The organism is Actinotignum sp. usb-actsch-213, from assembly GCF_059085665.1.
In genome coordinates this window covers 186604-212629 of sequence record NZ_JBHNSQ010000035.1, presented here as the reverse complement: position 1 = coordinate 212629, position 26026 = coordinate 186604, and the positions used below count along the sequence as shown (strand labels likewise).

Below are 26026 nucleotides of genomic sequence, written 5' to 3'. Positions count from 1 at the left end.
CTGATATACGCGTGGGGGCGGATCCGAAAATCCGCCCCCACTGTCATCTTGGCCTATACGCCGGGTTCTGTACCGCTTGCGCGGCGGCGACCATCCATCTACGTGCGCCATTGCTGACGCACTCTAGCAATCCACCCGTGCCCTAGACGAGGAGCCTGGCGGGGCACTGTCTGATCTTGCTCCCGGTGGGGCTTGCCGTGCCATGCCGGTCACCCGGCACGCGGTGGTCTCTTACACCACCCTTTCACCCTTACCTTGCGGCGGTTTACTTTCTGTTGCGCTTTCCCGCGGGTCACCCCGGGTGGGCGTTACCCACCACCGTCCTCTACGGAGCCCGGACGTTCCTCGAGGCGCATACGCGCCGCGCGGCCGCCCGGCCAACATGACCCGTTTATGCTACCAGCCTGACGGGCGCGCGGGCGCCGCCCTACGGACACGTGGTAGCGGGCCTACGGATGCGCGCGCATCCCTACAGTGAGCGGCGGGCACCCCGGGGTTCCGACCGGGATTCCGACCAGGGTTCTGACCAGGGTTCTGATCGGAGTTCCGGCAGCATCTAAGAATGCCGTTTCTGAATGTATCTCCCCCATCGATTACCACGAGTAATTATGCAATATTGTTTCCTTGCTCACATGCAAAAGTCCGAATACGCGGGAAAGTAAGGCAAGCCGTTCCCACCGCCACAGCAGCGATTGTTAAGTCTTTGAGGATCCCTTGCCCGTAAATATTAAACCTGCTTAGAATCCAGACAACAGGCAAAACAGCGATGTTTCGCGCGTTTTCTCTGTTAGTAGGTAATGGCTGCGGGGGCCGACTTTGCGTGAGGGTCGGCTCCCGCACCTCTCTCCGTAGCACCGTGAACATGCGCCACGGGCTGCGCAACCCCGCGAATACGTGTCACACACCACCGATATCCACCACCGTAGACGCTCACCACATTTATCCAAAGGTCATGTACGAATATACGGCCTGGCTCGTAGACTTTAGCTGTTTTATAAACGCTCAAAAGTTGCAGATTAGCCGCTCCGGGTAGTACTGCACGTCTTCGCGAAGGATCCCCATGACACAGCGCATCTCCCGACTCGCCAGTACTCTTACCGTGACCACCCTCGCCCTCAGCATGGCGGGCACCGTGGCCGCCCATGCCCAACCGACCGCCGGCTCCCCCGCCCCGGGGGCTTCCTTTACCTCCTGCACGGATTCCCCCAAGGCGAAGGCCGCGGTGGATGAAGCAAAGGCCGAACGTGAGGCACTGCTCAAGAAAACGGAAACGGCGCAGCAGGAGCTCGCCGCCGCTCAGGAAGCGGCAACTGCGGCGCAGGCCGCCAAGGATGCGGCCGCCGCGAAGCTGAGTGAGGCGGAGAAGGCCGCCCAGGCCGCCGCGGAGGCACGCGACGGTGCCAAGGCCGCCCTCGATGCTTTCCAGGCGGAAGGCCAGGCCGCGAAAGATGCGCTTCCCGCGGCCCGCACCGCCCTCGAGGAGGCGGAAGGCCGGGTAGGCGCGGCGTCGTCGCAAAAAGACAAGGACAGCGCAGCGGTAACGGAAGCCCAGCGCGTTCTTGAGGAAAAGAACGCGGATCTCGCCGCAAAGAAGCAGGCGGAGAAGGATGCGCGCGCGAAGTTGGAGGCGGCGCAGGCGGCCGAGGCCGCGGGCAATGCCGAACGCGAGAAGCTCGCCGCGCAGCTGCGTGAGGTGACCGAGAAGAAGGAGCAGGCGGATGCGGACCTGGCCGCGGCACAGGCGAAGGAACGCGCGGCGCAGGATACTCGTTTTGAGGTGGTTGCGCGGGAAGCAGAAAAGGTCGCCGCCGCGCAGCGCGGGTACGACGACGCTGTTGCCGCCCTTCCCGCCGCTCAGGCCGCGAAGGAGGAAGCCCAGCAGGCGGCCACCGCAGCCGCTAACGATGTGACCGTCAAGCGTGGGGAGGACGAAGCTGCCCAGGCGAAGGCCCAGGATTCGGAAGCGAAGCTGGCGCAGGCCACGCAGAAACTCGGCGATCTTGAGAACGCCGTGACCGACCTGAAGAACCGCCAGGCCGAGGTGGAAGCCGCGCTGCCCGGGCTCGAGCAGGCGAAGAATGACGCTGAGGCTGCCTACAACGAAGCCCAGGCGGCCGAGGATGAAGCCAGGGATTGGTACGAGGCGGCTGCCGGAGATAAAAAGAATTTCACCAAGGAGGAGGTAGAGCAGTACCGGCAGGAATGGGAGGCAAAGAAGGCCGAAACCGCCCCGAAGAAGGCGGCTTTCACGCAAGCCAATGATGCCTACACCGCCAAGGCCGCGGAAAAGGATCAGCTGGCCACCCAGCTCCCGGCAAAGGAAGCGGAGCGCGATGCCGCGCAGACCGAGAAGACCGGGCTGGAGACGGCTCACGCCGCGAATCAGCAGGCCGCGCAGGACAGCGCTGCGAAGCTGGCCGCAGCGGTGGAGACTGAGGCTGCGAAGCGCGCGGCTCTCACGGAGAAGGACGCGGCGCTTACCGCGGCCCAGCAGCAGGTAGAAACGACGAAGGCTGCCCTCGCCGCGGCTGAAGCGGCGGCCGCAGAAGCGACCCGCCCGGTGGATGAGGCCCTGGCCGCGGCCCAGCGGGAAACCGCCGCGGCGCAGGAGAAAGCCACGCAGCTAGCCGCCGAGCACGCCGCACTTTCCGAGCAGATCATGACCGTGCACGTACCCAAGTGGAATGATCTGCGCCTCAAGCGTGAAGACGCACAGCAGGAGCAGACTCAAGCGGCCGGTGCGCTCGCGGAGGCAGAGGCTGCGAAGGGCGCCGCGGATCAGGAGCTTGAGAAGGCGAAGGCCGCGGCGGAGAAGAGCGCTGCGGCGGTTACGTCCGCTGAAGCTGAGCGTGACGCGGCGAGCCAGAAGGTGAAGGAACTGGAGGCGGCCGGAGCGAAGCTGGACGGTTTGCAGGCCGAATATGACACGTTGGCCGCAGCTGGGGCGCTCGCGGAGGCGGATGCTGCTGCGGCTCGTGAGCAGGATGCGGCCGCTGGCACGGCACTTGCGGACGCGACGGCGAAGGCCGCGGAGGCCGATGCTGCGGTCAAGCGTTCCGCGGATGATCTTGCCGCGCTTGATACGCGTATCGCGGCGCTGCGGACTTTCCTGGACAAGTGCGCCGCTGAGGAAGCGGAGCGGCCGGGCGCGGGCGAACAGCCCGGAGCCCCGGGCGCTCCTGAAACTCCGGCACAACCGGAACAACCGGCTAATCCAGAGCAGCCCGGAACCGGGACCGCGGCACCGAGCACGCCGGCACCGGGAGCTTCGGCGCAGAATCCTTCAGTGCAGGGCGGCAAGCATGCCGATCCTTCTGCACCGGTCGCCCGCGGTCAGCAGTCGGTTGGCAAGCACGCTGCACCCGCGGCGCAGCTGCCGAGCACCGGCGCGGAGAGCAGCGGTATCGCGGGTTCGGCTCTGCTGCTGATGCTCACCGGAGCGGGCGCGGTGGCTTACGCCTCCCGTAAGCGCGCCACGCGCTAAAAATCCGCACAACATAGAGTGCGCATAAGAACACCGTTTTCAGCTGATTTCGTGTTTCTTATGCGCACTCTGTAGCTCTGATGGTTTCGAATGCGCACTTCCTACGTCCCCGCCTGGCGATTGCTCTGGCGGGGACGGGTTGTTTTTCCGAGCTGTACTGCAGCTGTCGTACGTGCGAAGTACAGGCGTGAAAAAGAAAGCCTTCCTAGGCTTCGTCGTAATCAACCGGCACGATAATGCAGTCGTAATCCTCAGAAAGATAAATCTCATCTTCCGCGGTGGCCTTGATTTGCGCCACTTCCACCGGGGAAAGTGTGATTCCCGCCCCGGTAGCACCGTTAGGCGTCATGGTCATAACCGCGTAGCCGCCGGTGGCAACCGAGTGTTCGTACACTTTTTTGAGAGATTCTGCCAGCGGTGCATAGAGTTCCTCACGCTGGGCGCGGATTTTTTCTTGGGAAGCGGTGATGTCCGCGACCACGTCCTCCAGTTCGGAGCGCTGGGCCAGTACTTTTTCTTGGAGTGAATCGATAGCTGCACCCAATTCCCGCACTCGCTCTTCGCCACCTTCAACAGCTTCGAGCGCAGCGAATTCCTTTTCCGACGTTTCTTCCAGGGTGGTGCGCAGCGCCGCCATTTCGTCTTCCAGCACGAGCAGATCGCGGGAGGTCAGTCCGGTGCCGGCATTATATTTTTCTTCTTTGTCCGCTACCTGGCGAGCCAAATCCGCGCTGGTCTTCTCCACACTCGCTAACTCCGCCCGCGCCTGCTCCAACTGCGTCTCCGCCGCGGTTTTTTCCCGCCCGCGCGCGGCAATCGCGTTGAGGAGTTTACCCAAAGAAGCTCGCAGCGGATGCTGGGTATTTTCCCGCTCGAGGCGGTTGAGCTGCGCGTCCAAGTCGGCAACCTGAAGCAGAATAAGTTGATCGGCACGGGGTGCTTTCATCGGGTGGATCTCCTTCGACTCGCACGAAAGGCGCACGGCGCGCCTTCCCCTATTCTATGTGGGAGAACCGGCCCCGCGCAGCGAGCTCACCCACGCAGCGCAATATTCCAAGCATCCGTGGGAATCTCGGAAATATACGTATCCAGCTGCGGGAAGCGTTCGCGCAAACGCTGCTCCATCTCGCCCAGCACCGGCCATTCGCTAGCCCAGTGGGTGGCGCAGATGAGTGCGCAGCCGCCGTCCCAAATATGGTCGGTGGCCGGGTGGTGGCGCAGATCCGCGGTGAGATACGCATCCGCGCCCGCGGCTTTCGCGGCCGCTAATAGCGAATCCCCCGAACCGGAGCAGATGGCTAGCCGCCGCACCACCCGATCCGGATCGCCCGCTCCGAGAACCCCGGCCGGAGTATGCGGCAACACCTCCGCGACCCGCTCGACCAGCTGCCCGAAAGACACGGCCGCGATGCTGCCCACCCCGCCTATTCCGGATTCGGGATCCAGCGGCGCCTCAATCTCCACGTCCAGAAGCCGCGCGAGCGCGGCGGTGGAGGCCACCACGTCCGCATTGGTGTGCGCACTAAAAAGCGCGACCCGCCCGCGCACCAGCTGCGTGATCCACCTTCCCTTGGCGAACGTTCCCGCCACGGTGGAAGTCCCGCGCAAAAAGAGCGGGTGGTGAGTGATGAGGAGGTCAGCCCCGCGTTCGCAGGCTTCTTGCACGGTTGCTTCACACGGGTCGACGGCGAAAGCGACGCTGCGCACCTCGTCGCTGGGCAGGCCGGCCACCAGGCCGACCCGGTCCCAGCTTTCCGCGCATGCGGGTGGGAAGAATTCATCCATGGCCGCGGTGATATCCGCCACTGTATACGTCATGGACTCACCCTACCCTAGGACGCCGTGCGCTCCACGGTGCGCTCCCACTCCTTGTGGAAAATTTCTTCCTCGTGATCGAAAGCGGTGACCACCGATTGCACGTAGAAGTTCTTCGCGTCGCAGCGGATGCGGGTATCGGCTTCCAGGCGGACCTCCCAATCGATATCCGGGCGAGCCAGCCCGATTTTCCATTCGGCTTCGGTGCGGGCCGAAAGCGGGTCATCCCAGGAAATCCAGTAGCGTTCCACGGAATCTTCGTCGTAGTGGAGGCCGTCCGGGTAGACCCGGGTTCCTCCGTAGGCCGGATCTACCTGGATAAACGTCTCTTTCTTCACCACGTCGCGGGCGATGAGGCGTTCGGGGCGGCGCGCCCCGGCAACCCCCGCTTCCGGGTATGTCACGTCCAAACCAACGGGCTGGACCGGCCCGGCGAAACTGACCGCATCGTCGAGGGCATCGCGTTCTCCCCCGGGGCGGATCGGGCGGGCGGGTACCACCAGCGCGGAAGCCCCCAGATCCACCTCCACCCCGGCGTTTTCCCGCACCGGCCAAATCCACGGCCAGTAAGCACTGGAAAGCGCCACCCGCAACGTGTGCCCGGCCGCGAAATGGTAGCCAATACCGGTAAGCGGAATCTCCACATCCACCCACTGCCCCGCGGGCATTTCCACGATCCGCTCGCGCCCCTCGCGAGCGCTCAGATTGAGGTTCCCGCGGGTGATGAGCGTGGAGGCACCGTCCGGGGCCACATCTTCCAGGCGCACATAGATATGCCCGCGCTCCCCGCCGTTGCGCAAGCGCAACAACACCCTGGCATTACCGAGAATCTCGACCGATTCCCCCAGGTAAAAATCGCAGGTCACCGCGCGGCCATCGTCGCCGCGCTGATCGACCGGCAAATCGGCGTCGTTCCCGTACGGGAAGTACCGCCCGGCATCCGAGCCGATGTCTTGCGGCGACTTCACAAGAATCGTGCCGCCACGCACCGCACCCGGCGATACGCTCGCCTGCCCCAATTCAAAACGAAGCGGCTCAATATCCGGGGAGGGCCAGGCACGTTCCGCCACCCAGCGGCCCTCGATTTCCTCGTATACCGAGGCTGGGCGCATGGGGTCGCTGATCCAGGTGCGCAGCAGCGGCTCATCCATTGCGCCGTTATCCACGCCCTTGAGCCACCTATCCCACCAGCGCAGCGTTTCCCCGAGGAAATCAATATGCGGCCCCGGGCGCAGATCGCGATCCGGGTACTGGTGGCTCCACGGCCCGAGCAGCCCGCGCACGTTCTTCCCCAGCGCGGAAAGATTCTCCACCAGGCGCAGCACGGTATCGCGGTACGGATCGAACCAGCCGCCCACCGCGAGCACCGCCGCATCGAGTTTCGAATAATCCTCACACACCGAGCCGTGTTTCCAGTAGGCATCGCGGGTCTGGTGACTCATCCAGGTATCCACGTAGGGCTCCATATTATTGAGGCGCTCTAGCCACATGGACTTCCAGTTTTCCCCCACGGCGCGCGGGTCCGGCGGCCGGGATTCGAAAGCGAGCATGGTGGCTCCCCAGGCGTGCATATCCACCGCGAGCATCGAGCCGCCGAAATAGTGCACGTCATTGTCGTAGCGGTCGTCGGTGGAGCAGGTGGTGACGATCGCCTTGAGGGCTTCCGGCTGGTAGGAGGCGAGCTGGAGCGAATTGAAACCGCCCCAGGAAATCCCGAACATACCCACGCTGCCCGTGCACCACTCCTGCGCGGCAATCCACTCGATGACTTCCAGGCCGTCTTTGTGTTCCTGCGCATCGTATTCATCGCCCGGGATACCCTCGGAATTGCCGTGCCCGCGGATATCGACCCGGATGGAAGCGTAGCCGTGCCCGGCGTAATACGGGTGGCGTTCGTGATCGCGCGGCGCGGTCCAGTCCCCGCTGCGGTAGGGCAGATATTCGAGGATCGCCGGCACTTTTTCTTCCGTGCGCGGCATCCAGGCTTTCATCCACAGCCGGGTGCCGTCCGAGAGCGGAATCCACCCCTCGCGAATCTCAGTCTCGTAGGGAAAATCTGTGATGTACTCCATTGTTCTCCTTCCTAGGCGTCTGTGCTGTGTTGCTTCTGTGCGTGTGCTGCGGTTTTCGTGGGGCGCGTTGAGGAACGACGACGCCGCCAGCTCTACGCGACGACTTTCATACGTGAGCGCATCCACGGAGTAAGCGCCATGAGCAGCACGCCGTAACCGATAACCACCGCTCCCTGCACTCCGAAGTAGGCAGGGATGGAGGCGGCCATATTTTCGTAATCGAAGAATTTCACCACCTGGGCTTGGATTCCCTGGGCGCAGGCCATCGCCGCGAACCACAGGGCCATGGTTTGGGAGGCGAAAGCCCGCGGGGCGAGTTTCGTGGTGGCCGACATCCCCGAGGTTTGCAGCACCAGATCCCCCAGGCCGAGGAAGATATAGCATCCCACCAGCCACAGCGGCATAAGAAGAGCCCCGCGCGGGGTGAGGATGCCCGCGAGCGCCACGATGACGAAGGCGATCCCGCCGAGCACCGCGCCCAGCCCCACTTTTGCGGCCACGTGCGGTTGGCGTTTGCCCATTTTCAGCCAGATCCAGGCGAGCACCGGCCCCATGATGATTTCCACGATGGCGGTGAGGGAAATGTAATAGGAGGAGGGGTAGCTCAGGGAGCCGATGGTGTTATCGGTGGCGTTGAGGGCCACGAGGTTGAGGGTATTTCCGGTTTGGAAATAGAGCAGGTTGTAGAGGATGAGGGCGATGAGCAGCAGCGCGTAAGGGATGAGATTGCGCCGTTCTACCGGGGTGACCTTCGGGGAGCGGTACATCCACAGGAAGAAGAACACCGGCACGATCCAGGTGATCACGGAGATGCCATTGACGACGTCGCTGAGCGTGGCGGAGGAGAAGGTGGCGAAAAGCGTGGCTACCGCGACTACTCCCCCAACCAGTCCCACGAGCATCCAGAAGGAACGGTCCGCCACGAAACTGGCGCGGATGCGATGCGCTTTGGCGCGCCCGGATAGGTTTTTCCCGGTTGCCACGTAGGCGATGAGGCCGAGGATCATTCCCACCGCGGCGGAGGCGAAACCGGCGTGCCAATGCACCCGTTGGCCGAGGAACCCGGCCACCAGCGGCCCGAGGAACGCCCCGATATTAATACCGGCGTAGTAGATGGAGAAGCCGGCATCGCGGCGGCTATCCCCGGGTGCGTAGAGTTCACCCACCATGGTGGAAACGTTGGGTTTGAGGAGCCCGGTTCCCACCACGATGAGGCCCAGGCCCACCCAGGTGAAGAATTCGGTGGGGATACCCATGGCGATATGACCCGCGGCAATAACAATGCCGCCCCAGAGCACCGTGCGGTAGGTGCCGGAAATACGATCCGCAATCCAGGCGCCCGCGATGGAAAGCAGGTAGACGAGGGCACCGTAGGCGGCCACGATGGAGGATCCCACGTCCTCCGCGTAGCCGAGCCCGCCGCTGGCGATGGCATCGGTGAAGTAGAGGACCAGGATGGCCTGGAAGCCCAGGTAGGAGAAACGCTCCCAGAGTTCCAGGCCGAAAAGGGAATACAGGCCGGTGGGTTGGCCCATAAAGGAGCGGGTGGCGCGGGCGCGCCGGTCGCGGCGCAGGGCTTCCTTATGTTCCTTAATGTACTTTTTGGGATTCTCGACGTTATCGGGGACCTGCGCGGCAATCTGCGCGTGGGTGGGGAGGTCCGCGGTGGTGGTATCAGTCTGGTTGCCCTCATGGGGTAGGTCAGTCACGTTGGTACTCCTTGCTATCCGTTTTCCAGGGTAACAAGGGCCTCCGACATAACCGCTATTTGAGTACTTTTTTATCGTTTTCGCCCTACCGCCCACCCGCCGCAAGCCCTGAGCCCATAGGAAAAACTCGAATAGACATGACATCGGTCACATTGATAGGCTGTGGGGCATGACCACATGCGATATTCCCTCAATTCCCCTTGCCGATGGCGGCCAGATTCCCCTGGTTGGAATCGGCTCCCTACTGGCCAAAGGTAACGAGCTCGCCACCACGCTCGGCCAGATCATTGCCGATGGCTACCGCCTTATCGATACCGCCCAGCAGTACGCCAATGAAACGGCCGTTGGGGAAGCGGTGAAACGCTCCGGGGTACCCCGCGCGGAGGTATTCATCACCTCCAAGGTGGCCGGCGGGGAACAGGGGAAGCGCTATACCCGGCGCAGTATTGAGGATTCGCTGCGTCGCCTAGATACCGATTATCTTGACGCTCTCCTCATCCACTGGCCCAATCCTTCCCGTGGCCTGTACGTGGAAACCTGGGAGGAGATGCTCGCGGCGCAGGCGGAGGGCCTGGTGCGCCACGTGGGGGTCTCGAATTTCTTGCCCGAACATCTCACCCGCCTGCATGAGGCCACCGGGGTGTGGCCGGTGCTCAACCAGGTTCAGCTCTCGGTTGCCCTCCCGCGCACCGATCTGCGTGCTTTCCACGAGCGCCACGGTATTGTCACCCAGGCGTGGCGGCCGCTCGGCGGGCCGGAAAAGCTACTGGATCAAATTGTGGTGGCGCGCCTGGCTGCCAAGCACGGGGTGAGTGCCGGGCAGATTGTGCTGCGCTGGTGTGTCCAGCAGGGCATTGTGGCGATTCCGTCGTCGTCCCAACGCGAGCGCTGGCGGGCAAATGCCGATATCTTCAACTTCACCCTGGACGACTCGGATATGCGCGATCTGGCCGCGCTGGACACCGGCGACCTGCACGTCTGGGATGCGCGCACGCACGAGGAGTGGTAACGGAATCTCACGGCGCTCACGGCATAAAGAGTGGGCCCGACCGGATTCGAACCGATGACACCCTGGGTGTAAACCAGGTGCTCTGACCAACTGAGCTACGGGCCCGCGCGCTGCGCACTCGGATGATCCTACCCGATACGCGGCCCGCGCGCACCTTCGCGCCGAAAATACCGGCAGCGCTTCCGTTGCGACTGTCCGCCGGCGCTACCGGCCCGGCCTACCGCACGGCTCTGCGCCGAAAATACCGGCGGAACCCTCCGGCGGCTCTAGTAGCGCAGGCCCTTATTGGTGAGGCGCACGCCCGTCCAGGACTCCCCGAGGGCCACGGATGTGGTTGGTTGCATGCCCGCGGTATCGGCGGCCTCTTCAATATCGTTATGCGGCACCGCATTCGACACTCGCCCGGTGGGCACAAAGAGCCAGCAGATAGCATTTTCGTCGTCGAAATTAGCCTTGATATCCAGGAGCAAATCGGTGAGGTCATCGACGTCTCCGTCGTCCGCGCGCCACCAAGCGATGGCACCGTCCACGATATCGCGCGAATCTTCGTCCACCAGCGCGCTTCCGATAGTTTCTTCGATCTGCGCGCGGACCTGGGCGGCTACGTCGTCGTCGTAGCCAAATTCTTGGATGATGTTCCCTTTCTGGAAACCAAACGAACTCATGGCTTAAGCTCATCTGATCGCCGGCATTTTTTCAAGTTAATCTCAGCCGCGTCGCCCGTGATTTTGGTGATCATTACCGTACGACGACGCGCGCCGCCCGCTCCGCGGGCGCCGCGAAAGCCACCGGCCATGCGCCCCGTCCACCGCTCAGCTTAATTCCGCTCATGCCTGTGCGATGGCTCTCAACAACGCGGTAATATAAGAGTGCATGTGTAAGAGGTACCACAGCCGTTCTGGGACTAAAGCCGCGAACGGGTAGCCTTGACACGTCCCTATGAACTACAACCACTCAAGCAATGGAGGAGATTCCGTGGCTTCACAAGATTCTGATGATCGCATGGTGTCCGGCCAGCTCAGCCAGATCCCGGATGTTGATCCGGAAGAAACCCGCGAATGGCTCGCGTCCGTGGATGATCTGATTGAAACAAATGGTGCGGATCGGGCGCGGTTTATCCTCGCCAGCGTGGATGAGCACGCACGCTCCAAGGGAGTTTCGGTCTCCCCTGATCTCGTCACGCCCTATATCAATACGATTCCGGCGGAAGAAGAACCTCCGTACCCGGGCACCCCGGAAGAAGAGGAACTCGAACACCAATTCCGCAGCTGGACCCGGTGGAATGCGGCCGTGATGGTCACGCGTGCCCAGCGCCCCGGCGTGGGGGTGGGCGGCCATATTTCCTCCTACGCCGCCCAGGCCACCCTTTACGAAGTGGGCTTCAACCACTTCTTCCGCGGCCCTGATGCTCCCGGTGGCGGGGACCAAATCTTCTTCCAAGGCCACTCCTCCCCCGGTAATTACGCCCGCGCCTACCTAGAAGGGCGCCTGACGGAAGCGGATCTGGATTCCTTCCGCCAGGAAGCCTCCCATATTTCCGGCGGGCGCGGCCTGCCCTCCTACCCGCACCCCCACCAGATGCCGGACTTCTGGCAGTTCCCCACCGTGTCCCTCGGGCTGGGCGCCACGAACTCCATCTACCAGGCTTGGTTCAATCGCTACCTGAGCGAACGCGGCATTAAGGACACCTCGGATTCGCACGTATGGGCCTTCCTGGGCGATGGCGAAATGGACGAACCCGAATCGCGCGGTATGCTCCAGCTGGCTGCCTCCCAGAAGCTGGATAACCTCACCTGGGTGGTCAATTGCAACCTCCAGCGCCTGGACGGCCCGGTGCGCGGCAACGGCAATATCGTGCAGGAACTCGAATCCTTCTTTAAGGGCGCGGGCTGGAATGTCATCAAGGTGCTGTGGGGTTCGGGCTGGGATAAGCTCCTGGCCCAGGATAAGGACCACGCCCTCGTAGATCTCATGACCTCCACCCCGGACGGTGACTACCAGGGCTTCAAGGCGAATGACGGCTCCTACGTGCGCAATAACTTCTTCGGGCGCGATCCGCGCACGAAGGCCATGGTGGAAGATTGGTCCGATGATGAGATTTGGGCGCTGCGCCGCGGCGGCCACGATCACCACAAGATCTACGCCGCCTATCGGGCGGCCCTGGCCCATAAGGGCCAGCCCACCGTGATTCTGGCGCAAACGGTCAAGGGTTATGACCTCGGCTCGAACTTCGCCGGGCGTAATGCCACCCACCAGATGAAGAAGCTCAATAGCAACGATCTCAAGCTGCTGCGCGATACCCTGCGTATCCCCATTGATGATTCCCAGCTGGAAGATCCCTATAACGCGCCCTACTACAAGCCGGCTGAAGATCACCCGGCCATGAAGCATATGCGCGAGCGGCGCGAAGCACTCGGCGGCTACCTGCCCCAGCGCCGCACCCACCAGGGTGGGATCGCCCTGCCGGCCGATAAGCCCTTCCAGTCCATGAAGAAGGGCTCGGGCAAGCAGAAGGTGGCCACCACGATGGCTCTGGTTCGCCTGCTCAAGGACATTATGCGCGATAAGGAATTCGGCTTCCGCATGGTGCCGATCGTTCCGGACGAAGCGCGTACTTTCGGCATGGATTCCATGTTCCCCTCGGCCAAGATCTTCAATACCCAGGGCCAGCAGTACACCGCGGTGGACCACGATATGCTGCTTTCCTACAAGGAATCCACCCAGGGCCAGCTGCTCCACACGGGTATTACCGAAGCCGGTTCCCTCTCCGCTTTCGTGGCGGCCGGAACCTCGTATGCCACCCATAACACCCCGATGGTGCCCTTCTACATCTTCTACTCGATGTTCGGGTTCCAGCGCACCGGGGACCAGTTCTGGGCAGCTTACGATCAACTGGCACGCGGTTTCATTATTGGTGGCACCGCCGGGCGCACCACCCTCACGGGTGAAGGCTCCCAGCATATGGACGGGCACTCCCCCGTTCTCGCCTCCACCAACCCGGGCATGATTATTTACGATGCGGCCTACGCCTACGAACTGGGCCATATCTTCAAGGATGGCCTGAAGCGTATGTACGGGGACGGCTCTGACGGGCGTGAGCAGAACGTTATGTACTACCTCACGGTCTATAACGAACCCATCCACCAGCCCGCCGAACCGGAGAATGTGGATGTGGATGGCATTATCCGCGGTATCTACAAGCTCGATGAAGCCGATGGCCAGGGTGGCCCGCGTGTCAATCTGCTTTCCTCGGGCGTGGGGGTGCGCTGGGCCCGCGAAGCCAAGCGCATGCTGCGCGATGACTGGGGCGTGGATGCCACCGTCTATTCGGTGACCTCCTGGTATGAGCTGCGTAAGGATGGTTTGGCCACCAACGAATACAACTACCTCCACCCGGAAGAAGAACCGCGCAAGGCCTATGTGACCGCGAAGCTGGAAGGCGAAGAAGGCCCCTTCATCGCCACCTCCGATTTCGAGCACCAGGTTCAAGATTCCATCCGCGAATGGATCCCGGGTGATTACGAGACGCTCGGCGCCAACGGTATCGGTATTTCCGATACCCGCCCGGCAGCCCGGCGCTACTTCAAGATCGATGATGCCACGATGGTGGTGCGGGCCCTGTATGCGCTGGCCAAGGCCGGCAAGATTGATCGCTCGGTTGTCCGCCAGGCAATCGAGAAGTACGATCTGCATAACCCGGCAGCCGCCGAACCGGTTCCCGATAACGACCCGGAGTAAAGCGGCCCGGCGTCGCCGTAACTAATTGAATAGTGTTTGAGCATCCGTGCTCTCACACGTAGCATAGTGTGGCGGTCCTTCCTCACGCGGCGAGCTATTTCTCGCACGCGAGCTTTCGGACCGCCACACCTATATGGAGGCGAGTGATTGACCGTTTATCGATTGGCGTGGAGGCATCTACGCGACCGCAAATTCCAGCTCTTCGCGATTGCTGTGCTACAGATCGCGCAGGTGCTCCTCGGGCTCACCCTCCCCGCGCTGGGCGCGAACGTTATCGATTACGGCATTTTGGAACGCAATAGCTCCTATATTTGGTCGCGCGGGCTACTCATGGGACTCTTCACTCTCGCGCAAGTACTCTGCGCCATCGGGGCGATCTATTACGGGGCGCTGGTATCCACCCATCTAGGCCGGGAACTGCGCCGCGAAACTTTCGCGCATGTGCAACGCTTCTCCCCCGCGGATCAGCAGCGCTTCGGGGCTTCCACCCTCGTCACCCGTACCACAAACGACGTCAATCAAATCCAAATGGTCACCCTCATGTCCCTCACCATTATGGTGACGGCCCCGATTATGGGAGTGGGCGGGGTGCTCATGGCCATCGGGCAGGACGTCGTGCTCTCCCTCACGCTCCTCGTGATTATTCCGGTACTCACCGCAATTATTCTGGTATGTACCGCGATGCTCGCCACACGCTACGAAACCCTCCAGCGGCGCGTGGATGCGATTAACGATGCGCTACGTTCCCAACTTTCTGGAGTGCGGGTGATTCGAGCCTTCCGCCGCGAGGAGGCGATGGCCGGGGAATTCGAGGTCCATAACCGCAATTTCCGTTCGATTATGCTCCAGATCGGCACGATTTGGTCCGCGTTGCTACCGGCCATGAGTGCGGTCATCGGGCTGGCCTCCGCGCTGATCGTGTGGATTGGCGGGCATCGGATTGCCGGGGGTTCCATGCCGGTGGGAGCGCTGGCCGCTTTTATCACCTACCTCATGATGATTCTGGGTGCGGTCATGATGCTCGGCATGATTATTATGGTGGTTCCGCGCGGGAACGTCTCCGCCGAGCGCGTGATCGAGGTGAACACCACCGTTCCCTCCATCGCGGACGCACCGGATGCGCGGGAGATGCCGCCCGGCCCGGTCACCTTCCGCTTGCGCGATATTTCCCTCACCTACGCGGATGCGGACGAGCCAGCATTGCGCGGCATTTCTTTGTGTTTCCGACCTGGAACGACGACGGCGATTATTGGCGCCTCGGGCTCGGGCAAATCATCGCTGGTCAAAATACTGCCGCGCCTCGTGGATGTGAGCACGGGCCGCTTCACCGTGGAAGGCAGCGCCGGGGCTGGCGCAGATGGCGAGACCGGCGAAACGGAAACGAGCGGTACCGCAGCACGCGGCGCCGGAGCGAGCGAAGTGGATGTGCGCGATATTCGACTCGCTGATTTCCGCCGCCGGGTGGCCCTGGTACCCCAGCGTGCGTTCCTGTTTAGCGGCACGGTAGCCAGTAATGTTGCCGGCTCCACCCGCGATATTGACCAGGAACGGGTGATTAATGCGCTGCACTGCGCCCAGGCCTGGGATTTTGTGCAGGCCGGGGGCGGGCTGGAGATGCCGGTGGAAACCGGGGGAAGCAATCTTTCCGGCGGGCAACGCCAGCGCCTGACCATCGCGCGGGCTCTGTACCGCGCCCTCCCTGATAGCTCCGGGCGAGCCGGTGCTGACCTGGTGGTCTTTGATGATTCTTTCTCCGCCCTCGATTACGCCACCGATGCCCGGGTGCGGGCCAACCTCAAGGAGCGGATCCGGGATGCGGCGGTGGTTATTATCGCCCAACGTATTTCGACCACGCGCAGCGCCGATTGCGTCGTCGTTCTGGATTGCGGCGAGGTGGTGGGCTGCGGGACGCACGCCGAACTCATGGAAACCAATGAGATGTACCGCTCCATTGTGCGTTCCCAGGAGCGCGGGCCGGAAGGTGGTGCGGAACGTGGAACGGAAGCGAACGGTACGGAACGCGGAACGGCGGCAAGCGATACGGAACCAAGCGGCACAGCGACCGCAACGAGTGAGGAGGTGCGGGCATGAGAGGTGCCGGAAATATTGACGAAGCCCGCGATATCCGCGGGGCGCTCCTCACCCTTATTCGCCACTACCTACGCCATTACGTGGGACGCATTGTGGCAGTGCTGCTGCTTTCACTTATCTCCACCGCGGCGGTGGTGGCCGCGCCCTTCCTGCTCGGACAGGGCACCAATGTGGTGGTTGATGGAATCCGCTCCGGCGGCGTGGATTTCCCGGAGCTGGCGCGGGTGCTGAGCCTGGCTGCCGGATGCTATATTCTCTCAGCGCTGCTGCGTTTCTGGTTCGGCTATATTATTCGCCTCATTATTCAGGATCTCGGCTATGAGATGCGGAGGGATTGCCAGCAGAAAATTGATCGGATGCCGCTATCCGTGCTGGACAAACAGCAGCGCGGGGATGTGCTCTCGCGGGTTACGAACGACGTCGATAATGTCACCCAGTCCCTGCTGCAAACCCTTTCCGAAGTGCTCTCCGCGATCTACCAGATTATCGGGATCGTGGCGGTCATGGTCTATCTGTCCTGGTCGGTGGCCCTTGCCTCGCTGGTGGTCATCCCGGTGGGGATTATTGGGATCCTGCTGCTACTGCGCCGCTCCCGCCCCTATTTCCGGGACCAATGGCGGCTCACGGGTGATGTCTCCGCCGTGGTCGAGGAGAGCTTCACCGGGCTGGATGTGGTAGCTGCCTACGGGCTGGAAGATGAATTCCAGGGCCAGTTTGATGCCGCGAATGGCGATCTTTACGACGCTTCCTTCCGCGCCCAGGCCATTGCGCAGATGTCCCAGCCGCTTATGATGCTGGTGCAGAACGGTTCCTTCGCTATCGTCACCCTCCTGGGCAGTATCCAGGCGATGGCCGGCACCATGACGATTGGCGGGCTGCAAGCGATGATGCAATATACTCGCCAGCTGTCCCACCCGCTCCAATCCCTGGCCTCCACCGCGAATCTCATCCAATCCGCGGCGGCCTCCGCGGAGCGAATTTTCGATTACCTCGCCCAGGAGGAGATGGCCCCGGATGCACATTCGAGCTATCGCGAGGTGGTGGCCCCCGAAGCACGGAGCGGCACCATCGAGTTTTCGCACGTGCGTTTTTCCTACGAGCCGGAAACCCCGGTGATCCGCGATCTCTCACTGCGAGTGGAGCCGGGCCATTCGGTGGCGATTGTGGGGCCCACCGGCGCGGGGAAAACCACGCTCGTCAATTTGCTTATGCGTTTTTACGAGGTAGACGGCGGGGCGATTACCGTGGACGGCGCACCCATCGATTCTTTCACCAAGGAATCCCTGCGGGAGCATTTCGGGATGGTCTTGCAAGACACCTGGCTGTTTGACGGCACGGTCTGGGAAAATATCGCTTTCGGGAAGGACGGTGCTACGCGCGACGACGCCATTGCCGCCGCGGCCGCCCTGGGCATTGCTGATCTTCTTGAGACCCTCCCCCACGGTTTTGATACCCATATTGGGGATGAGGGCGAGAATGTTTCCGCCGGGGAGAAACAGCTCATCACCATCGCGCGGGCGTACCTCGCCAATCCCGATGTGCTGATTTTGGATGAGGCCACCAGTTCGGTGGATACCCGCACCGAAGCGCTTATCCAGGATGCCATGGAGCGGCTACGCGAAGGGCGCACCTCCTTCATTATTGCGCACCGGCTCTCCACCGTCCGCAATGCCACCACGATCCTGGTTATGGAAGCTGGGGACGTGGTAGAAAGCGGCACCCATAAGGAATTGCTGGCAGCCGGCGGGGCCTATGCCCGCCTCTACGAAAGCCAGTGGGCCTAAGCTGGCGGCGGTGTGAGCCTATGCTGGCGGTGGTGCGCCAAGCTAACCGCGAGCCTGAGACCTGCGGGCCTAAGCGACCGGGACCGCGAGCTTCTCCTCCGCCGGGATTTCCCGGCCGGCAAGATACCCGGCCATGAGCCGCGCTACCGCGCTGGCGCCCAGGCTGAGCACCCACAGGGCAGCCATAAGAATCAGAATGCTCGGATGCCCGGCATCCTTAATAATGAGGAAGACCAGGAGGATTACTCCGAGGACGGCTGCCGTCACCGGGATGGCCTGCATGGTGGGGCGCAGCCACGCCGGTGCCGAGCGCCGGGGTTGTTCCAGCAATCCAAACCACTGGTAGACTCCCAGGAAATAAACCTGGCCGAGCGCAACCCAGAGCATCCCAAAACAGGTACAGGTCCAGATAGCAAGGCTAAATTCCGGGGCCCATTGTAAGATATCCAAGGCATTGATATAGAGAAGCGGATAGCCAAGAAAACCACCCAGAACCGCGGCTCCCGCCGCGATCTTTCCAGCCTTATACGCGTTCATATAAGATCCCTCCGTTGAGTCATATAATCAACCGCCGCGGTGACGATCTTATTTTTGAGGCTAACGACGCTTCACATGGATATCTACGGCCGCGAACCGTCCTCGTCACATCTTAACCAAACTGTATCCCGTGGTGATGTAACTGTAACCCTTGTTAATATGCCCGTGGCTGGTGTTAATGGGAATGTGACCGCTCCACCCCGGCAAAATCCCACAGGATCTCACCGAGATCGCGGGCAGTTCCCACGTGCCGCCAGGCCAGCTCCCACTCGGAACGCGGGGCGGTCCCCCACTCCACGAGCACCGTGGGAAGGCCATGCTGGCTTGCGCCCTCGACATCGTGAATACGATCCCCCACCATGAGGGCCCGCGAGGTATCGATGCCCTGCGCCCGCAATTCGCGCAGCGCCGCCCCCACCACCTCAGCTTTCCCATACCCGGGTATATCTTCGGGATCCCCGGCAATATAGCGGAAATGCTGCGCCACGCCCTGGTGTTCCAGAATCGCGCGGGCATTCTTTTCGTTTTTCGACGTCGCAATGGCCAGAGGCACCCCGGCCGCGTCCAGTTCCTCCACCAGTTCACGCATCCCCGGGAAAATCGGGGTGTCAAGCATGCGCTGCTCGTAACGCACCCGGTAGCGACGCACCATCTCCACCGGGTCGGCTGCGCCGAGCTTCGTGAAGGTATCGATGAGCGGCGGGCCGATGAACTGCACGAAGAACTCTTCGGGGTGGTCCTCCCCCATTTCTTCGCGCAGGGTAGCCCGGAAAGTTTTTTTGACGATGGCGGCGGAATCGTGGAAAGTTCCGTCCAGATCAATAAGGATGGGGTTCACAGGTTAAGTCCGGCGGTATCGCCTGCTCCTTGTCTCGCAATTTCGTTGGTTACTAGGTCAAGTACGGTGGTGGGGCCGCACCCCACGGGCCCGTTCACCACCACATCCAGGGCATGCCCCAGTTCATCTTCCACAATCCAGCCTTCTTCGAGGGGTTCTTCCGCGCCGGGAAGAATAAGCGTGGAGGAGAGCAGCGGTTCGCCCATCTCCGTGACCACCGCCTGGGTGATGCGATGATCCGGGATGCGCACGCCCACCGTGTGTTTCTTCGGGTTGAGGGTCATGCGCGGCACTTCTTTAGTGCCCTTGAGAATAAAGGTGTAGGGCCCGGGCGTGAGGCTTTTGATGAGCCGAAAATCGGGATTATCCACGATCACAAGCTGCCCGAGCTGCGCGAAATCGTGGCACAGCAGCGTGAAATGGTGTTTATCACCGACCTGCCGGATGGTGCGAATTCGCTCCAGGCCCTCCTTATTGCCCATCTGGCACACAATGGCGTAACCGGAATCAGTGGGCAGCGCCACCACCTCACCGCGCCGCAGCCGATCCACCACTTTGGTGACGAGCCGCGGTTGCGGATCCTCAGGATGAATATCAATGAAGGTAGCCATAGCAACTAGTCTAGTCGAGGCCGCGACAGGAAGAAGCCGCGCAGCCTTACTCCGCCGCGCGCGCAGCCTCGCGCAACTCCGCGAGCTCCGCCGCACTGGCATAGGGCTCCATTTCCCGCAGGTACGCGCGGGCTTCGCTGGTGCGCCCGGCCGCCAGCGCGGTACGTACCAGCGCTTCCCCAGCCTCGAAACTATGGGTGGCCGGGTCCCAATGGGCCAGCCCTAAGGTGAGTGCCTGATCCGGGTGGCCGGCCTCGCGCAAAATCGCCATGGCCCGGGCGAGGATACGCCCGTCCGGATTGCGATCCGTGGCGGTGGTGAGAAGCCGCAGGGCCCGCTCGGGATCGGACTCCACCGCGAGGCGAGCCATATGCAGCTGCGGGTACCAGGAGGCCGGCGAGCTAGAGAGTTCTTCGGCGAGGGCATAAATCGCCAGGTCCGCGGAAAGAATGCTTCCGGTTCCGGTGAGCTCCGCGGTGAGCGGATCCGCGGGCGGGAGTTCACCTTCAGCTTCACGCGCCAGGCCAACGAGCTGCGTGAAAGCCTCGACGTCGTTGGGATCTTCAGCAAGCCGATCACGCAGCGCCTGCGCGGTGGCAGTATCAGCTTCCGGGGCCCGGGTATGCTGGAAGAGTTGCTGCATCAAATCGAGGAATGCCATGATGCGAGCGTACCGAAAATAGGGAGGTCGTGCGATGGAGGTAGCGCAACTCATGTCGCTGGGCGCGGATATTCTGGAGCGCGAAGGCTACCCGGATGCCACCGAAAGTTTCGAGCTGAGCCGCGTGGATAGCGTCACCCGCTGGGCTATTGCGGTCACGCTGGAAGATGCCAGCGGCGTGGTGGTACCCGATAGCGAGATTTGCGCGGCGCGCACCCTCGGGGATCTGGTGCGGCTCAGCTGCCCGGGCACGGACCTGAGCATCACCACCTCTTCTTCTCAGCACGACGACGCAGCTGCGGCCCGCCCCACTCCCGCTGCCACAAGCGCGGATGCCGCGGGACCTAACCCTGAGAAGCAGGAGAAGCCGGATGAAAATGCCCCGCTTTCCGCGGAGGATTTGCGGGCCGCCCTCGGGCTGTAGGGTGCGCAGTAGCGGGTACGCCCCCCGCGGACTTAGCTCACCACGGCCCGGGTTTTAGCCCACGCGGTGCAGCCAACGCACCGGTGCGCCCGCGCCGGCATAGCGGAAGGGTTCGAGCTCATCATCCCAGGCTTGGCCGAGGGCAATATCGAGGAGCCGGCGCATTTCTGCGGCATCGTTCCCCGCGTTTTCCAGCGCGGCCCGCACCCGGTTTTCGGGGATAACCACATTGCCGGTGAGATCTGTTTGGGCGTAGAAAATACCGAGGCCGGGGGTGGCGGACCAGCGGCCTCCTTCGGATACCGGGCTGGCATCTTCGGTGATTTCAAAACGTAAGTGTTCCCAGCCGTTGAGTGCGGAGGCGAGTATGGCGCCAGTTCCCACTTCCCCCGTCCACGAGGCTTCTGCCCGGTTCATATGCGGGGCGGCGGGTTGTTTGGTCCACTCAAAATGCGGTTCGTATCCGAGCACGCTTGTCACCGCCCATTCAACGTGGGGTTGAACGGCCGGCATAACAGAGTGAATGAATATGACGCCGCGAGTGGCGTATTTGTGTGCCATAGCATTCCTCCTGCGCTTGGGTGGCTTTCCCCGTGCTACCCACGCGGAGGGGCTACTAGAGCGATTGTAGCGCAGAAGAGACGCGCAGCTGGCGAATATCGCGCATCGCTTGTTTGCGTACGTCCCGTTCCAGGCGGTCGAGGTAGAGGTGGCCGTCCAGGTGATCGCATTCGTGCTGGATGCAGCGCCCGAGGAGACCCTCCCCCTCCACAATTTTCTTCTTGCCGTCCAGGTCAATACCTTCCGCGCGGGCGTACCAGGCCCGCGTGGTCGGGTAGTAGAGGTCCGGGACGGACAGGCAGCCTTCCTCACCGTCCTGGTATTCATCTTCGGAAAGCGCCACAATCACGGGGTTGAGAATGTAATCGATCTCCCCGTCGATATGCCAGGAGAAAGCGCGCAGGGAGACCCCGATTTGGTTGGCTGCTAGGCCCGCCCGGGCGTCGTCGTTCACGTTTTCAAGCAGGTCTTCTACCAGACGCACAATGCCCGGGGTGATCTCCCGAATCGGATCGCAGGGGGTGCGCAGGACCGGGTCCCCCACCACGCGAATCTCCCGGTATGCCATAGCGAGCTCCTTTGGTAAGATTCTTCACACTTATGTTGCCCCGCGCCGCGAGTGCCGGACAGAGCAGAACGGCGGCAAGCCTACGCTCACCGCCGTTCGTTCGCTCCCGCAGCTGGACTCGAACCAGCAACCGTTCGATTAACAGTCGAATGCTCTGCCATTGAGCTATGCGGGAATTTGCAACAGAAAAGATAATAGTCAATGGCGGGACACGAAGCAACTTCAGAGGTGTGCGCTCTGCCACTCCAGACCGTAAGCGCCGCCCGTCACTATCACAGTCACCGATTCGCCCGCTCCGGTCGAGGGTGCACTCAGGTGCTGGCGCAGGGCGCGACCGGCGAAGAACATGATAATCAGCAGAATGACTCCCACAATCGCGGCGGCGATCATCCGCCGGCGCGCTATGCGCTGAATCTCCTCCGCCTGGGCGGCATCAAGGGGAACGGGTTCTACCTGCGTCTCCGGTTGTTCCGGCTGTTCCGGCAGCTCGAACTTCTCTGGTAGATCCGGTTTCTCGGGTGTTGACATGGGGCTACTCTAGCCCACGCTCTGCCCGGTGAGCATGAACAGCACCATCTTGGTGGGAGCCAGGGCACGCACAGCGTGCGGGAGGCGGGTGGGTAGGTGCACGAGGCCACCCGGGCGCAGGTGCACCGTTCGACCCTCGGTATGCATCTCCACCTCCCCTTCCAGCACCTGGATGAGTACGGGAACTGCGGCGGTATGCTCAGAAAGTTCTTCCCCGGTATCGAAGGAGAAAACCACCACATTCACACCTTCAGCGCGCATCGCGGTGGTGGAAACGGTCGAGGCAGCGGCATAATCCACCGTGGCGCCAAGGTCTTCCAGGTAGGAAAGCTGCGGGGTATTGTCACTCATCGGTCGTCCTTTCAGTTAGAGGTTGTAGCTGATTCAGTAGAGCCGGGGGCCTCAGCAGCGCCAGCAGCACCAGCGGATTCGGTAGCGCTGGCGGATTCGGTGGGCTTGCGAGCCACCATGGCCACGCCGGCCAGGTGGTGGCGGTACTTGCGGAAGAGAGCACGCATGGCCAGCACTCGCGCCCGCAGCTCTTTATCGCGCAGTACATTGCGGATGATCCGTGCTACCCCGCGCAGGCCTTCGTCGGCCAGATTCCGGCGCAGAGACAGCAGTGCCATGGGGGCATCCCCCACCCATTCCACCTCGAAACCGGCATCGGTAAGTACCTGGCGCCATTCGGCCTGGGTGAGCGGGCGTGCGTTGACGCGAATCGTCTGGGCCAGGCCCTTGCGCAGAGTATCGGCAATGGCCGGATCGATGTTATCCGGGGTGAGGCTGAGCTCGTGGATGGCGTAGCGTCCGCCCGGGCGCAGCAGCCGGAAGGCCTCACCCACAATCGCGGCTTTCGAGCTGGCACCTTGCATGGTGAGCATCGCTTCGCCCACGACCACATCGGCACTGGCATCGGGGAGTCCAGATTTCTGCGCGGTGGAATTAACGACGACGCCGCCCACTTTTTCGACGATCCCCTTGACGCGGGTTACCGCATTCTTGTCTTGATCCACTCCGGTGTAGGAGTGAATGGGCTGGGCGATAATGAGTTCCGCGGTTCGGCCCAGGCCGGGGGCGAATTCCACCACGTCTGCGCTGGCCAGCTGGGCGTGCTCGAGCATGGCTTTCGTCAAATGCAAACCGCCGGGGCGCAATACCCGCTTCCCGGCACGGGCGAGCACCCAGTGCCCGGCGGCGGTAGCGGTGGGACGATCAGATTGCGGAAGTGGAGCATTGTCATCAATCATGGATTCACCTTAATCCCGCGAGCATGGTGAGAAAAGAGCACCCCACAACTACTTGATGCGAACCGTGCGACTCATAAAGGCGAATAATTACCACTAGAAATCCACCCATTGTCTTAGCCACCAAATCACCCGATGCTAATAAATACAAAACTGTTGAGGGTAAGCATCTTGAAATACTCACAATACAAATCCTCGTGGCGTACCCCACATCAACTTGGGTAAACACACACCCTTGCCCTAAACGTTTAGGTGGCATAGCTTGACCTCAACGCAACCAATTGGGACAAAGGAGACCCTGATGAAACCGGCAACTCTTAAAGATGTGGCTCGGGCCGCCGGTGTGTCTATTTGGACTGTCTCCAATACGTTTTCCGGCAAAGCCCCCGTAACTCAATCGACCAAAACCCGAGTATTGGAAGCGGCTAAAACGCTCAACTACATCCCCAACCAGACAGCACGCGCCCTGCGCCGCGAAACTCCCGGCCCAATCGTCGTGATGACTGCATCAACATCCAATGCTTACTACGTCGATATGCTTGATGGCGTTCATGAAATGTTGCGCACATCTTCCCATGGAGTACGCACAGCCGATCTTGCTCCTGAAGGCCGATTTGATCAGAAAACTGAAGATTTGGTTGTCACCGAAGCGATCCAATCGCGGGCAGCCGGAGTTATCAGTACTCTTACTTTATCCGTAGACAATCACGAGAAACTTTGCGAGTGGGGAATCCCCATTGTCTATGTCGACTCGCAAGGACCGACTGCGCCGTCCGGTTCGGTATCTGTAACCTCAAATAACGAACAAGCAGCGTATCAAATTGGTGAGCATCTCAACTACCACAGACTCGACACGTGGCTTTTATTGATCTATCCCGAGCGGTGGTCCACAAGGCAAACTCGAATTAAGGGCATGAAAAACGCCGCCAAGAAATTCGGGGCAACTTTCTCGATTCTCGAATGCGCTAATGACTCACAATCGAGCGCAGTTGTGTTAGAGGAGTACCTCAGAAATACGAAGGTAGAGAAGCTCGCGATTATTGCCGGTAACAATCCTCTCCTCCTCGGGACCATGCACGCACTCCAGGCATGTGACCTTCGGGTTCCCGATCAGGTCGCCTTAATCGCCTTTGACGAATTTACCTGGTCAACTTTCGTCAATCCTCCAGTGACGTTGATTGACGAAGATTCTCGCGATATCGGCGCAAAAGCCGCTCTAAAACTTATTCACATCATGCAAGAGCATCCGCAGGGAGCTATCCGTTACCACAACCAGGAGTCTGAGGAGGTGAACGTCAAACTCAGAATTCGTGCCTCCTGCGGCTGCTAAACGAATTAGAAAACCAAATTGGGCCAAACCGGCCTATCTAACCAAAAGGAGATCTCAACGATGAGAACAGCAAAAAAGGCTCTCGCCTTCACGACAAGCATTCTGCTCGCCGCAACTTTCTCGGGTTGCACTTCAGGCGACTCCGCTACAGAAGCGCCGAAACCTGACAAGATCGAGAAAATCGGCTTGATGGTACAGGACATGTCCAATCCCTTCTTCTCCGCCATGGATAAGGGAGCGAAGGAAGCAGCCGAGAAGATTGGCGCAACTCTTAACGTCCAGGACGCCAAACTTGATCTGGCGAATCAGAATACTCAGATTGACACATTCATTCAGCAAGGCGTAGACCTTATCGTTGTTTCCGCTGTTGACGAGTCCGGCCTGCAACCCGCCATCGAACGCGCCCGACAGGCAGGGATCTTCGTTGTAGCTGTTGATACTCCTGCGAAGGGCGCAGATGCCATTGTTATGACCGATGCCGTTCAGGCCGGCGAAATTGCATGTACCTATTTATTCGAGCAGATGGGTGGCAAGGGAAATATTTTGGTTGTTGATGGCACACCTATCCAGACGATCACGGATCGCATTAAGGGCTGCAATCAAGCTATGAAGAATTTCCCCGGCATTAAGGAAGTCGGGCACCAAAACTCGCAAAATGACCGCGCTACCGGCCTCTCTGTCACTACCGACATGCTTACTGCAGCCAGCGATGTCCAGGGCATCTTTGGAATGAATGACCCGTCCGCCCTTGGTGCGACGCTTGCTGTCCAGCAAGCTGGACGTACAAATGAAATTAAGGTGGTAGGAATCGACGCTTCTCCCGAAGGGCTCCAGGAACTCCGAACCGCTGGTTCTCCCTTCGTCGGCACTGCCACCCAAGAGCCCGCAAAGATGGTCGAAAAAGCAATCGAGGTTGGGCAGCAGCTTGCTCGCGGAGAATCACTCACGGAAACCACTATCCTCATCCCCTCGCAAATCATCACCCGGGATGCGGTAGACGAATACCCGGGATGGTAGAA

Annotated in this window: 22 protein-coding genes, 2 tRNA genes and 1 other RNA gene; 8 read left to right on the top strand and 17 right to left on the bottom strand. The window is 61.3% G+C overall.

The features are described from left to right. Positions 1-40: 40 nt before the first annotated feature. An RNA gene (rnpB, locus tag AC5RK6_RS04485) (RNase P RNA component class A) lies at positions 41-385 on the bottom strand. Between the two features lie 675 nt (positions 386-1060). Here rnpB and AC5RK6_RS04480 point away from each other — a divergent pair. Continuing rightward, a complete protein-coding gene (locus AC5RK6_RS04480) occupies positions 1061-3484 on the top strand; it encodes a hypothetical protein (protein WP_087070662.1) in 2424 nt (807 codons plus the stop codon). A gap of 205 nt (positions 3485-3689) precedes the next feature. Here AC5RK6_RS04480 and AC5RK6_RS04475 read toward each other — a convergent pair whose 3' ends face one another. The 4 genes from AC5RK6_RS04475 to AC5RK6_RS04460 form a co-directional block, all read right to left on the bottom strand. After that, complete coding sequence (locus AC5RK6_RS04475) at positions 3690-4430, bottom strand: zinc ribbon domain-containing protein (protein WP_087070661.1); 741 nt, start codon at positions 4428-4430, stop codon at positions 3690-3692. Positions 4431-4516: 86 nt separating this feature from the next. Beyond that, positions 4517-5302, bottom strand: coding sequence for a Nif3-like dinuclear metal center hexameric protein (locus tag AC5RK6_RS04470; protein ID WP_087070660.1), 786 nt, complete (start codon positions 5300-5302; stop codon positions 4517-4519). A gap of 14 nt (positions 5303-5316) precedes the next feature. Further along, entirely contained in the window at positions 5317-7371 is a 2055-nt protein-coding gene (locus tag AC5RK6_RS04465; RefSeq protein WP_101595539.1) for a CocE/NonD family hydrolase, read from the bottom strand. 92 nt (positions 7372-7463) lie between these two features. Beyond that, positions 7464-9080, bottom strand: a complete 1617-nt coding sequence (locus tag AC5RK6_RS04460) for a peptide MFS transporter (RefSeq protein WP_234984492.1) — start codon at positions 9078-9080, stop codon at positions 7464-7466. Between the two features lie 169 nt (positions 9081-9249). On the opposite strand from AC5RK6_RS04460, the gene AC5RK6_RS04455 reads away from it, so the two are divergent. Further along, complete coding sequence (locus AC5RK6_RS04455; RefSeq protein ID WP_087070658.1) at positions 9250-10089, top strand: aldo/keto reductase; 840 nt, start codon at positions 9250-9252, stop codon at positions 10087-10089. A 31-nt stretch (positions 10090-10120) separates the two neighbouring features. Here AC5RK6_RS04455 and AC5RK6_RS04450 read toward each other — a convergent pair. Together AC5RK6_RS04450 and AC5RK6_RS04445 are read right to left on the bottom strand one after the other, a co-directional pair. Continuing rightward, a tRNA-Val gene (locus tag AC5RK6_RS04450) sits at positions 10121-10194 on the bottom strand. A gap of 161 nt (positions 10195-10355) precedes the next feature. Beyond that, on the bottom strand, positions 10356-10754 hold the full coding sequence (locus AC5RK6_RS04445) for a DUF3052 family protein (RefSeq protein ID WP_026428793.1): 399 nt from the start codon (positions 10752-10754) through the stop codon (positions 10356-10358). Positions 10755-11091: 337 nt separating this feature from the next. On the opposite strand from AC5RK6_RS04445, the gene aceE reads away from it, so the two are divergent. The 3 genes from aceE (at position 11092) to AC5RK6_RS04430 (ending at position 17702) form a co-directional block, all read left to right on the top strand. Beyond that, positions 11092-13827, top strand: a complete 2736-nt coding sequence (gene aceE, locus AC5RK6_RS04440; protein WP_435730743.1) for a pyruvate dehydrogenase (acetyl-transferring), homodimeric type — start codon at positions 11092-11094, stop codon at positions 13825-13827. A 147-nt stretch (positions 13828-13974) separates the two neighbouring features. Beyond that, entirely contained in the window at positions 13975-15918 is a 1944-nt protein-coding gene (locus tag AC5RK6_RS04435) for an ABC transporter ATP-binding protein (RefSeq protein ID WP_320757693.1), read from the top strand. Then, complete coding sequence (locus tag AC5RK6_RS04430) at positions 15915-17702, top strand: ABC transporter ATP-binding protein (RefSeq protein WP_320757692.1); 1788 nt, start codon at positions 15915-15917, stop codon at positions 17700-17702. Before AC5RK6_RS04435 ends, AC5RK6_RS04430 begins: the two co-directional genes overlap by 4 nt. A gap of 69 nt (positions 17703-17771) precedes the next feature. Here AC5RK6_RS04430 and AC5RK6_RS04425 read toward each other — a convergent pair whose 3' ends face one another. The 4 genes from AC5RK6_RS04425 to AC5RK6_RS04410 all read right to left on the bottom strand — a co-directional run bounded on the left by AC5RK6_RS04425 (position 17772) and on the right by AC5RK6_RS04410 (position 20349). Continuing rightward, entirely contained in the window at positions 17772-18239 is a 468-nt protein-coding gene (locus AC5RK6_RS04425) for a hypothetical protein (protein WP_320757691.1), read from the bottom strand. A gap of 175 nt (positions 18240-18414) precedes the next feature. Continuing rightward, positions 18415-19077, bottom strand: coding sequence for an HAD hydrolase-like protein (locus AC5RK6_RS04420; protein WP_320757690.1), 663 nt, complete (start codon positions 19075-19077; stop codon positions 18415-18417). Continuing rightward, positions 19074-19688, bottom strand: a complete 615-nt coding sequence (locus AC5RK6_RS04415; RefSeq protein ID WP_320757689.1) for an L-threonylcarbamoyladenylate synthase — start codon at positions 19686-19688, stop codon at positions 19074-19076. Before AC5RK6_RS04415 ends, AC5RK6_RS04420 begins: the two co-directional genes overlap by 4 nt. Before the next feature lie 46 nt (positions 19689-19734). After that, a complete protein-coding gene (locus AC5RK6_RS04410; RefSeq protein ID WP_320757688.1) occupies positions 19735-20349 on the bottom strand; it encodes a hypothetical protein in 615 nt (204 codons plus the stop codon). A gap of 34 nt (positions 20350-20383) precedes the next feature. Between AC5RK6_RS04410 and AC5RK6_RS04405 the strand changes: the two genes are divergently transcribed. Continuing rightward, positions 20384-20773 carry a phosphopantetheine-binding protein gene (locus tag AC5RK6_RS04405; RefSeq protein WP_320757687.1) on the top strand — a complete coding sequence of 130 codons (390 nt, stop codon included), beginning with the start codon at positions 20384-20386 and terminating at the stop codon, positions 20771-20773. A gap of 54 nt (positions 20774-20827) precedes the next feature. Here the strand turns inward: AC5RK6_RS04405 and AC5RK6_RS04400 are convergent, their stop codons facing one another. The 6 genes from AC5RK6_RS04400 to AC5RK6_RS04375 all read right to left on the bottom strand — a co-directional run bounded on the left by AC5RK6_RS04400 (position 20828) and on the right by AC5RK6_RS04375 (position 23677). Beyond that, positions 20828-21334, bottom strand: a complete 507-nt coding sequence (locus AC5RK6_RS04400; RefSeq protein WP_016442598.1) for a DUF3145 domain-containing protein — start codon at positions 21332-21334, stop codon at positions 20828-20830. A 55-nt stretch (positions 21335-21389) separates the two neighbouring features. Then, positions 21390-21902: a peptide deformylase gene (def, locus tag AC5RK6_RS04395; RefSeq protein WP_320757686.1), complete on the bottom strand. Its 513-nt coding sequence runs from the start codon at positions 21900-21902 to the stop codon at positions 21390-21392. Positions 21903-22005: 103 nt separating this feature from the next. Then, positions 22006-22077, bottom strand: a tRNA-Asn gene (locus tag AC5RK6_RS04390). Positions 22078-22124: 47 nt separating this feature from the next. Beyond that, the gene (locus AC5RK6_RS04385; RefSeq protein WP_320757660.1) at positions 22125-22430 is read right to left on the bottom strand and encodes a hypothetical protein; all 306 of its coding nucleotides are present in this window, start codon (positions 22428-22430) and stop codon (positions 22125-22127) included. 9 nt (positions 22431-22439) lie between these two features. Further along, a complete protein-coding gene (locus tag AC5RK6_RS04380) occupies positions 22440-22781 on the bottom strand; it encodes a cupin domain-containing protein (RefSeq protein ID WP_320757659.1) in 342 nt (113 codons plus the stop codon). Between the two features lie 11 nt (positions 22782-22792). Further along, on the bottom strand, positions 22793-23677 hold the full coding sequence (locus tag AC5RK6_RS04375; protein WP_320757700.1) for a methyltransferase domain-containing protein: 885 nt from the start codon (positions 23675-23677) through the stop codon (positions 22793-22795). 301 nt (positions 23678-23978) lie between these two features. Here AC5RK6_RS04375 and AC5RK6_RS04370 point away from each other — a divergent pair, with 301 nt between their 5' ends. Together AC5RK6_RS04370 and AC5RK6_RS04365 are read left to right on the top strand one after the other, a co-directional pair. Further along, positions 23979-25007, top strand: coding sequence for a LacI family DNA-binding transcriptional regulator (locus AC5RK6_RS04370; protein WP_016442593.1), 1029 nt, complete (start codon positions 23979-23981; stop codon positions 25005-25007). A gap of 189 nt (positions 25008-25196) precedes the next feature. Continuing rightward, positions 25197-26024 (top strand): ABC transporter substrate-binding protein, encoded by an 828-nt coding sequence (locus AC5RK6_RS04365; protein ID WP_320757699.1) that lies wholly within the window; start codon positions 25197-25199, stop codon positions 26022-26024. Positions 26025-26026 lie beyond the last annotated feature (2 nt).